Source organism: Pelagerythrobacter rhizovicinus, assembly GCF_004135625.1.
In the GTDB taxonomy this organism is placed as follows: Bacteria; Pseudomonadota; Alphaproteobacteria; order Sphingomonadales; family Sphingomonadaceae; genus Pelagerythrobacter; species Pelagerythrobacter rhizovicinus.
Genome location: NZ_SDPV01000001.1, coordinates 234,395 through 243,721, shown reverse-complemented (window position 1 = coordinate 243,721; position 9,327 = coordinate 234,395). Strand labels below are relative to the sequence as shown.

Annotated in this window: 9 protein-coding genes; 6 read left to right on the top strand and 3 right to left on the bottom strand. The window is 64.5% G+C overall.

The features are described from left to right. Nucleotides 1-11: 11 nt before the first annotated feature. Both ETX26_RS01275 and ETX26_RS01270 read right to left on the bottom strand, forming a co-directional pair. Nucleotides 12-314 carry a hypothetical protein gene (locus ETX26_RS01275; RefSeq protein ID WP_129522908.1) on the bottom strand — a complete coding sequence of 101 codons (303 nt, stop codon included), beginning with the start codon at nt 312-314 and terminating at the stop codon, nt 12-14. Between the two features lie 13 nt (nt 315-327). Continuing rightward, nucleotides 328-900 carry a hemerythrin domain-containing protein gene (locus ETX26_RS01270; RefSeq protein ID WP_129522907.1) on the bottom strand — a complete coding sequence of 191 codons (573 nt, stop codon included), beginning with the start codon at nt 898-900 and terminating at the stop codon, nt 328-330. A 300-nt stretch (nt 901-1,200) separates the two neighbouring features. Here ETX26_RS01270 and ETX26_RS01265 point away from each other — a divergent pair, with 300 nt between their 5' ends. After that, nucleotides 1,201-1,944 carry a Crp/Fnr family transcriptional regulator gene (locus tag ETX26_RS01265; RefSeq protein ID WP_129522906.1) on the top strand — a complete coding sequence of 248 codons (744 nt, stop codon included), beginning with the start codon at nt 1,201-1,203 and terminating at the stop codon, nt 1,942-1,944. Here the strand turns inward: ETX26_RS01265 and ETX26_RS01260 are convergent. Then, nucleotides 1,941-2,459 carry a copper chaperone PCu(A)C gene (locus ETX26_RS01260; RefSeq protein WP_129522905.1) on the bottom strand — a complete coding sequence of 173 codons (519 nt, stop codon included), beginning with the start codon at nt 2,457-2,459 and terminating at the stop codon, nt 1,941-1,943. The genes ETX26_RS01265 and ETX26_RS01260 overlap by 4 nt on opposite strands. A gap of 245 nt (nt 2,460-2,704) precedes the next feature. Between ETX26_RS01260 and ETX26_RS01255 the strand changes: the two genes are divergently transcribed. From ETX26_RS01255 to ETX26_RS01235, 5 genes are all read left to right on the top strand, one after another. Beyond that, on the top strand, nt 2,705-5,116 hold the full coding sequence (locus ETX26_RS01255) for a membrane-bound PQQ-dependent dehydrogenase, glucose/quinate/shikimate family (protein WP_129522904.1): 2,412 nt from the start codon (nt 2,705-2,707) through the stop codon (nt 5,114-5,116). 8 nt (nt 5,117-5,124) lie between these two features. Beyond that, on the top strand, nt 5,125-6,129 hold the full coding sequence (locus ETX26_RS01250) for a TIGR03885 family FMN-dependent LLM class oxidoreductase (RefSeq protein WP_129522903.1): 1,005 nt from the start codon (nt 5,125-5,127) through the stop codon (nt 6,127-6,129). Next, entirely contained in the window at nt 6,122-7,771 is a 1,650-nt protein-coding gene (locus ETX26_RS01245) for an alpha-amylase family protein (RefSeq protein WP_129522902.1), read from the top strand. The genes ETX26_RS01250 and ETX26_RS01245 overlap by 8 nt, the downstream gene beginning before the upstream one ends. Then, nucleotides 7,771-8,658, top strand: a complete 888-nt coding sequence (locus tag ETX26_RS01240; RefSeq protein ID WP_129522901.1) for a DMT family transporter — start codon at nt 7,771-7,773, stop codon at nt 8,656-8,658. The genes ETX26_RS01245 and ETX26_RS01240 overlap by 1 nt, the downstream gene beginning before the upstream one ends. A 162-nt stretch (nt 8,659-8,820) precedes the next feature. Continuing rightward, the gene (locus ETX26_RS01235; protein WP_129524087.1) at nt 8,821-9,318 is read left to right on the top strand and encodes a hemerythrin domain-containing protein; all 498 of its coding nucleotides are present in this window, start codon (nt 8,821-8,823) and stop codon (nt 9,316-9,318) included. The last annotated feature ends 9 nt before the right edge of the window (nt 9,319-9,327 follow it).

Sequence of the window (9,327 nt, the reverse complement as noted above, 5' to 3'; positions counted from 1 at the left end):
CGCGCCAAGTGCTATTGGTCCTTGCCGGCTCCGGCGTTGGGATTGCCATCGGGCGCGGTCTTTTGCTCGCCGAGCCGACCTGTGCCGTGGTACGCGTTCGAGGACTGGCCGCCGTGCGAAAGCCAGCCGTCGGCAACGTCTTCCCGCTCGTCCTCCGGCTTGGCCGAATGGGGGCTTGGGTATGGTGCGGCATCGTCGCTACCACCAGTGGCGTCGCGGTGCGCCTGGCTGCTGACCCCGTCGGGCGCACGACTCTTGCGATTCTGGTCCGCGTCCGGGACCGCCTGGGTCGGCTTCTTGGCATCGTCGGCCATGTTCGCGCTCCCTCTAGAGGCCTTCGGGAAGTCCTTGCTGAGCCCCCATGGATCCGTTGCCGCAGTACCGCCCGAACTCCTCTTGATAGCGGCGCGTCAGCAGGTCCTTGCGCTCGGCGGGCAGGTTCTCGACGAGATCCGGCAACCAGCTGTCTTCCTCTTGATAGATGTGCTGCTGGACCGCACTTTCCACATGCTCCAGCTTCTCGCGCCACTCCTCGCTCCGAGGGTTCAGATTCCGGAGCTTCGCAAGCTGCACCTTGGTCATGGCATGCTCTTCGTAGGCCATGGCTCCGTGCGTCTTGCCGCTGTACTCCACCACTTCGGGATAGAGCGCGGCCTCCTCCGCATTGGCATGTCCGGTCAGGAGCGTGGCGAGTTCCTCGACAGCCTGCGCAGCGGTGTGGGCGTCCGCAGCGGCTCGCGCCTCGCCGAAGCGCCTTTCGATCTGCTTGTGCTGATCGACTATCGTTCGCACCCATGGCTCGTTCGCGGCGAGCTCCTCGACCCGGCGTCGCGCCTCGGCACGATCCTGGTCCGAGGCAGTAGGGGTAACAGTGGCGGCAATGCGATCGAGCAGCGACATTTCGAACTCTCCTTCGAGCGCTCGTGACCGAGCACCAGACAGAGCGCACGAATGCGCCGGTTTGTTCCAAGAAAGCGACGAAGTCTCAATCACATAGGTTAGCGCGGTGCCGAACAGGTTGTGGATGGGCCCGTCGGCCGTTCCGTGTACGAATGTTTCGGCGATCCGGCGCGTATGTTATACCGGCCTGCGAGGCGGAGAGAGGAAAACTATAAATCCATCAAGTAGCTAACATAGGTGATACGCCTCCCGGTTAACCTGTGCTTATCCCCGCCCTTCACCCGACGAGAGAGGCCGCAATTGCTCACCGAACTGTTTCTCAAGGGCCGCCTTCGCCATGATCTGAACGAGGAAGAGCGGAGCGCACTCGAGAACGCAGTCGCGAGGACGATCGAGATTCGTCCGCGCGTGACGCTGGTGGAGCGCGGCCAGTTGATCCAGCACAGCTATTATCTCGTCCAGGGAACTATGCTGCGCCACATCGACGACCGGCGAGGCGAGCGTCAGCTGGTCGGGGTCAACATCCCCGGCGACTTCGTCGACCTTCACGGCTACGCGATGAAGCGGCTGGACCACGATGTCGGTTCGCTCACCGGAGCGATCCTGGCGCAGATCTCCCACCGCAAGATCACCGAACTGATCGATTCATATCCGCATCTCGGCCGGGCGCTCTGGTTTTCGACGCTGCTCGACGCAGCCATGCACCGCGAGTGGATCTTCGGCCTCGGTCGCCTCAACGCCGAGGGACGCATCGCACATCTGATAGCCGAGCTGATCGAGCGCCTGCGCCTCGTCGGGCTCTACGACGGCAGCGTCCTGCCCATCCCGCTGCTACAGCGCGATTACGCGGAAGCATGCGGCATAACGCCGGTCCACGCCAACCGCAGCTTTCGCACTCTGCGCGAACGCGGCGCGCTGAGGCCCTGCGGAGAGGGTCGCATGGAAATTCTAGACGAGGAACTGATCCGTCGGTTGGGCGAGTTCGACGGATCGTACCTTTACGGCACAGGCGAGCTCGCGCTTCGAACATTGCACGACCGTTAGCTGTCGCCCGCAGCGCCGTCAGTCCCCCCGGCTTCCGGCAGCGAGGCTTCGACGGTGGCGGGCAGCGACAGCGATTCCCCGTTGCCGAAGGTGAGCTCGACCGTCACCTCGGCTCCAGGGACAACATTCGCATTGTAATCCGTAAGAATGGTGCGCTCGCTTCCGCCCTCGAAACGAACGGTTTCGCCCGGCGGAATCTCAATACTGTCGAGCAGCTTCGGAGCGGGATGCGAAAAGTCGGTCAACTCCGCGCGGCCGCCGTGCTCCACGACGATTTCCGACAGGTAAAGGTTGCGGTCACCGCGGTTGGCGATGTCGAGAAGGAGCATTGCCGGATTGCCCGCCGTGCCCGGCAAGACGAGGCGGGCATTGCTTACGGTCACTGTCGAACCGAAGTCCGCATCGGGCGGGGGATAGGCGCCCTCGTCCTGCCTGTTCATGGGTTGGAGGAGCATCCACCCGACGGCGACCGCCGCTATCGCGACAAGTACGCCGATCCAGACACGTCGACTCATCTGCTGCCTTCTCCATCGCTTCTGGCGCGTCTCGCCGTTATCCGCTCGGGCCCGTTCGGTCCGTTGCACGAGATCAACCGGAAATGGCGGTGCGACGTTCCCCGAAAACCGCACCGCAACGGGTTAAAGTAACATATGTCAGGTTCTTTTCCTGTGCTGCGGGGAACCCTCGCTTGGGCGAAGCCATTTTTCCAGCGGGCACGTTCCGTGCCGGCCCTCCACGCGTTCGATCGGGGAAGCATTCCATGGAACACAGGAACGAGAGTACTTCGACGGACGAGCCGCGGAGTCGATGGGGCGCCCTGGCGCTCGGCATCCTTCTGGGCCTGATAGGCCTTGCCCTCACGGCCGGGGGCATCTGGCTCCTGGCGCTGGGAGGTTCGGCGTACTATCTGCTCGCAGGCGTCGCCCTCATTGCGAGCGGCGCCCTGATCGCGTTCCGCAACCTCATCGGCGTCTGGCTCTACGCCGCAATCTTCACCGGCACTGTGATCTGGGCCTTCTGGGAAAGCGGCGCCAATGTCTGGGCGCTCGTGCCGCGGATCGCCGGCCCGGCGGTGCTGATGGTTCTCGTGCTGCTGATTGTTCCGCTGATGCGAAGGCGACCGTTCGGGTGGACGGGGTCCCTTGTCCTTGCTGCCGCTTTCCTCGTTTTCATGGCGGTCGGCACGTATCTCGTCTCACGAGCCGGACCGTCCACGCCGGTTCGCGATCTGCCCGCGGCGAACTACGCCGGAGACGACGGATTCCCTGCGCCAAACGGAGACTGGATCGCGTATGGCGGAACACAAGGCGCCCAACGCTATTCGCGCCTTGCGCAGATCACGCCGGCAAACGTGGGCCGGCTCGAGCGCGCATGGGTCGCGCATACGCGGGACCTTCCCGAGGATCTTGATCACAACAGCTATGGCGCCGAAACGACACCACTCAAGGTCGGCGACACACTCTATCTCTGCTCGGCGAAGAACATCCTGATCGCGCTCGATCCCGCGACCGGAGACGAGCGCTGGCGCTACGACCCGCAGGTTCCCGACGAGTGGATTCCCTATACCGCCGCCTGCCGCGGAGTCGCCTACCACGAAGTTTCCGGGGCCGAGGCCGACGCGCCATGCGCGCGGCGCATCATCGAGGGCACGCTCGACGCGCGCCTGGTGGCCGTCGATGCGGAGACGGGCCAGCCGTGCGAGGAATTCGGGACCAACGGTTCCGTCTCCATCACGCCCGGAATGGGGCAGGTCGTGCCGGGCATGGTCTCGATCACTTCCCCGCCAGTGATTGTGCGCGGGAACATCGTCACCGGGCACCAGGTCCTCGACGGGCAGAAACTCAACGCGCCCTCGGGCGTCATTCAGGCCTTCGACGCCGTTACGGGCGAACTCGCCTGGGCATGGGACATGGTCGTGCCGGACCGTCAAGGGCGTCCGGAGGGAGGGGGCACCTACACCCGCGGAACACCCAACATGTGGACCATGGCGTCGGCGGACGAAGAACTTGGTCTCGTCTATCTGCCGATGGGCAACGCCGCAGGAGACTACTGGAGCGGTGATCGCCTGCCGGCGGAGAACGAATACGCAACCTCGCTGGTCGCGCTTGACGCCGAGACGGGCCGTCCTGCCTGGCACTTCCAGACCGTTCACAAGGACGTGTGGGACTATGACCTCGGCTCGCAACCGACGCTCATCGATCTCCCGGGCGGCGTACCTGCCGTCGTCCTCGCCAGCAAGCAGGGCGACATTTATGTTCTCGATCGCCGCAACGGCAGTCTGCTGACTGCGGTGGAGGAGCGGCCAGTGCCGCAGGGGGGCGTCGAGCCCGCGGAACGGGCGCCGACACAGCCTTTCTCACTGTTCCACACGCTCGCACGTCCGGAACTGCACGAACGCGACATGTGGGGGATGTCGCCCATCGATCAGATGGTGTGCCGCATTCAGTTCCGCCGCGCGAGCTACAAGGGAATGTATACCCCGCCGACCGCTGACCAGCGCTGGGTCCAGTATCCGGGCTACAACGGCGGTTCCGACTGGGGCGGTATCGCGATCGACCCGCAACGCGGAGTCATCATCGCCAACTACAACGACATGCCGAACTACAATCGCCTTGTCCCGCGCGCAGAGGCCGACGAGATGGGCTGGGCACCCCGCGGGGAGGCGCGGGGCGGTGACATGGGTGGCGGCGCGGAAGGCGCCGGCGACCCGCAGGCTGGCGCACCTTATGCGATCGACGTCAACGCGGGCTGGCGCCTGCCGTTTACCGGCCTGCTGTGCAAGGAACCGCCCTACGGCGGCATTCGCGCGATCGATCTGCGCACCGGGGAGACGATCTGGGATCGGCCGCTCGGCTCCGCCCGGCGCAATGGGCCCTTCGGCATCCCCTCGATGATGCCGTTCGAGATCGGTACGCCGAACAACGGCGGCAGCGTAGTCACTGCGGGCGGATTGATCTTCATCGCAGCGACGACCGACAACCTGTTCCGTGCGATCGACATGCGTACCGGAGAGACGCTATGGCAGGATGTGCTGCCCGCAGGCGGCCAGGCGACGCCGATCACCTACGAGGCGAACGGCCGGCAATACGTTGCCATCATGGCGGGCGGCCACCACTTCATGGAGACGCCGATCGGAGACGAACTGATCGCCTACGCGCTGCCGGCCGACTAGGTGCCGACGTGCTGATCGGGTATCACGCCTCGCACGAACAGTTCGCTCCGGAGGACCTCCGCGTACTGGCTCGGGAAGCAGAGCGGGCGGGTTTCGGCGCCGTGATGTCGTCGGACCACTTCAAGCCGTGGAGCGAGCTGCAGGGCCAGTCGGGCTTCGCCTGGGTCTGGCTCGGGGCAGCAATGGAAGCCACAAGTGTGCCGTTCGGGACGCTGGCTGTTCCGGGCGGCTGGCGCTACCATCCGGCGATCGTCGCGCAAGCCGGGGCGACGCTTGCGCGCCTCTTCCCGGGCCGGCTCGCCTGGCTCGGGCTCGGCAGCGGAGAGGCGCTGAACGAAAGCGTGGTAGGCCAAGGCTGGCCGCCCAAGGCCGAACGCAACAGCCGCCTGGAAGAGGGTGCGCGGATCATCCGCGCGCTGTGGAACGGGGAGACGGTTTCCAGCGAACGTCCTATTCCCGTTCGGGAAGCGCACCTCTACACCCGGCCGGCCCAGCCGCATCCGCTCCTCGTCGGCGCTGCACTCGGTCCCGAAACGGCGCAGTGGTTGGGCGCATGGGCCGACGGCCTCATTACCGTGAACATGCCGCGCGAGCAGTTGGGGGAAGTGGTCGCCGCGTTTCGTCGTGGCGGAGGCGCGGGCAAGCGGCTGATCCTGCAGATGCACCTGTCGTGGGCGCCGACCGAAGGGGAAGCGCGTGATCTCGCATGGCGCAACTGGAGGTTCAATGTCGTGGAACCCCAGGTGGCGGAGAACTGTGCGAGTCCCGAGGATTTCGAGGAGGCGACACGCGATCTCGGCCCCGAGGATCTCGAAGGCCACGTGATCATGGCATCCGAGCCCGAGCACTTCGTCTCCGCGATCGTCGAAGCCGCAGATCTGGGTTTCGACGAGATCTACCTCCACAACGTCGGCGACAATCAGCGCGCGTTCCTCGCCACCTTCGGTGAGGAGGTGTTGCCCCGGCTGCCCCAGAACCCCTGCGACAACTTACGGGAACCAACGAATGTCTGACCCTCGGAACATCTGGTACAAGGACGCGATCATCTATGGCGTCGACGTGGGCCTGTTCCAGGACAGCAACGGCGACGGGATCGGCGACTTTCGCGGCCTGATCGAGCGGCTCGATTACATAGAGGGTCTCGGAGTCAATTGCGTGTGGCTGATGCCTTTCTTCCGCACGCCCGGCCGGGACAACGGCTACGACGTCTCGGACTACTACGCCATCGATCCCGATATCGGGGATTTCGGCGAGCTGATCGAGTTCATAACATGCGCCAATCAGCGCGGCATTCGTGTGGTCCTCGACCTCGTGCTGAACCATACGTCCGACGAACATCCCTGGTTCGAAAAGGCGCGGAACGATCCCGAAAGCGAGGAGCACGATTTCTATGTCTGGTCCGACGAACCGGTGCCGCCCGTGCCGGGAAATGGACCGATCTTCCCCGGCGTGGAGGACAGCGTCTGGGCAAAGGACGAAGTGAGCGGGAAGTGGTACTATCACCGTTTCTACAGCTTTCAGCCAGATCTCAACCACACCAACCAGACACTGCGCGAGGAGATCGATCGCATCCTGCGCTTCTGGCTCACGTGTGGGGCGAGCGGCTTTCGCGTGGATGCCGCGTCGCACATGATCGAGCCGAAGGGCCCTGGCGACGCACCGCTGGAGGCAGGGCACGAGGTGCTGCGGCAGCTCCGTTCCTTCGTCGACACCACCGCCGTCGGCGCGATGCTGATCGGCGAGGCGGACGAGAATCCGGACGAGATTGCGTCGTTCTTCGGAGATGACGACGAACTGCATGCGCTGCTGAACTTCCTGATGACCAACTATCTGTTCCTTGCGCTGGCGCGGCAGGAGGCGGAGCCGGTGCGCTTTGCGCTCGAGCTGCTGCCGAAGATTCCGCGCGACTGCCATTGGATCAACTTCCTGCGCAACCACGACGAACTCGACCTCGAACGACTTTCGCGCGAGCAGCGGGAGGAAGTCTTCGCCGCCTTCGCGCCGGACGAGGATATGCAGATCTATGGCCGGGGCATCCGCCGCCGCCTCGCCCCCATGCTTGGCGGCGATCTGAAACGCCTGAAGCTGGCCTACAGCCTTCTGTTCGCACTGCCCGGCTCGCCCGCGATCATCTACGGAGACGAGATCGGCATGGGCGAAGACCTCTCGCTCCCCGGTCGAACTGCCGTCCGCACGCCAATGCAATGGTCGGATGCGCCCGGTGCCGGATTTACGCCCGCCGAACCGGTTCGCCAGCCGGTGGGCGAGGGCCCCTTCGGCTTCAAGAAGGTCAACGTTGCCCTGCAGGACGTCGATGCCGGCTCCCTCCTGAACTGGATCCGCGACCTCTCGGGCTTGCGGCGCCGGTGCCGGGAAATCGGCAGTGCCGCGCCCCAGGATCTCGATACCGGCCATCCGGCGGTCGTCGCCATCGCCTATGAACATGGACGGCACACACTGCTGACGCTTCACAACCTCGCGGATAGAAAGGCACGCGCCGAGATCGACCTTTCCTCGGCGCCGAGTGGCATAGGGCGCGTCATATTCGCCTCACAGCCAGAAGCCCTCGGCAGCGCAGTCGAAAGGCAACAGGACTTCGAACTCGAGCCCTACGGCTGTCGCTGGGCGAGATTCGAGCGGCCCGTCGGAGCCTGATGCCCCTCCGCGATTTTCTGATCCTCGTCGGCGTCTGTCTCGTTTGGGCGCTGAACGTGGTGGTGAGCAAATTTGCCGTGGGGCCGTTCGAGATTCCGCCGGTCTTCTTTGCCGGCATCCGCTCCGCTCTCGTGGCGATCGTCCTCCTGCCCTGGTTGCGCCCGCTTCCCGCTCCCCTTGGCCGGACGGTTCTCGTAGCGCTCCTTCTCGGCGGCGCGTCCTTCGCCTTGCTCTTCATCGGGCTGCGAACCGCAACTGCCTCTTCCGCTGCAATCGTAAGCCTCGCCAGCGCGCCCGCGGCGGTTCTCTTCGCCATCGCGCTGCTCGGCGAGCGGGTGCGCTGGCGACGAGCTCTGGGAATCCTTCTGGCGCTCGTCGGGATCGGGATCGTACTCGTGGGCCAGGGGAGGCTTTCCGCCTCGCTCGGTCTCCTGGTTGTGGCGATATCGGCGTTGGCGGGCGCGCTCGGCAGCGTCCTGCTCAAGAAGCTGTCGATCTCGCCGATGCGATTGCAGGCGTGGTCGGGCCTTTCAGGGATGATCCTGCTGCTGCCGCTGTCGGCGATCACCGAATCGGGCCAGATTGCCGCTACGGCCTCCGCTGGGTGGAACTTCGTCGCCGTTCTGCTCTTCTCCGCCCTGGTCGTCTCGGTCGGTGCCCACACCGTCTATTTCTGGCTCCTGAGCAGGCACGATGTGAACGTCATCGCGCCGCTGACACTGATGAACCCGCTGCTGACGGTCGCGCTCGGCGCTCTGCTGGTGCAGGAGCCTCTGACGGTCGAACTTCTGGTCGGAGCCGCAGTGGCTATCCTGGGCGTATTGGTCATCGTTCTGCGTCCGAGCAAGCGCCTGCCGAAGGACTTGCTCTTCCGAGGGCGGGCCTGAGCGAGCCGCTTGTCGCGACTGGCCGCCGCATCCCGATAGCGGAACTGATCTGCGTATACTTGTCACGCGTGGTCGCAGCTCAGCAACGGCTCACGGCCCGCGACCGCCGTGGAAGGAACGCCGCGGCCTTCAGAAGCGTCTGCTCTGCAGAGGAGCAAGCAGATGGCGACACAGACTGATACGGATGCAACCCACATTCTCGAAGCCGATCATCGCAAGGTCGAGGATCTGTTCGGCCAGTACGAGAAAGCATCGGGGATCGAGCGCAAAAGGAGCATCGCGGAAAAGATCTGCAACGAACTCAAGATCCACACGATGATCGAGGAGGAGATCTTCTATCCGGCCCTTGAGGGCAAGATCGAGGAGAGCCTGCTCAAGGAAGCCTACGTCGAGCACGACGGCGCCAAGGTGCTCGTCAACGATATCGCCGCGGGCAGCCCCGATGAAGAGTTCTACGACGCCAAGGTTTTGGTGCTGAAGGAACAGATCGAGCATCACGTGCGCGAAGAAGAGAAGATGCAGGGGAACATGTTTCAGCAAGCCCGCGCCAGCGACGTCGATCTCGACGCGTTGGGCGAGCAGTTGCTGGCCCGCAAGAAGGAGCTCAAGGCCCAGGCGGAAACGAGCGGTTTGCCGCCGGCCAAGGTCGCGACTCTCTGAGTGCCCCCG

Coding starts and splice junctions, on each gene's coding strand:
- ETX26_RS01270 (WP_129522907.1), bottom strand. CDS start 900: ATGTCGCTGCTCGATCGCATTGCCGCCACTGTTACCCCTACTGCCTCG.
- ETX26_RS01260 (WP_129522905.1), bottom strand. CDS start 2,459: ATGAGTCGACGTGTCTGGATCGGCGTACTTGTCGCGATAGCGGCGGTC.
- ETX26_RS01255 (WP_129522904.1), top strand. CDS start 2,705: ATGGAACACAGGAACGAGAGTACTTCGACGGACGAGCCGCGGAGTCGA.
- ETX26_RS01240 (WP_129522901.1), top strand. CDS start 7,771: ATGCCCCTCCGCGATTTTCTGATCCTCGTCGGCGTCTGTCTCGTTTGG.
- ETX26_RS01275 (WP_129522908.1), bottom strand. CDS start 314: ATGGCCGACGATGCCAAGAAGCCGACCCAGGCGGTCCCGGACGCGGAC.
- ETX26_RS01245 (WP_129522902.1), top strand. CDS start 6,122: ATGTCTGACCCTCGGAACATCTGGTACAAGGACGCGATCATCTATGGC.
- ETX26_RS01235 (WP_129524087.1), top strand. CDS start 8,821: ATGGCGACACAGACTGATACGGATGCAACCCACATTCTCGAAGCCGAT.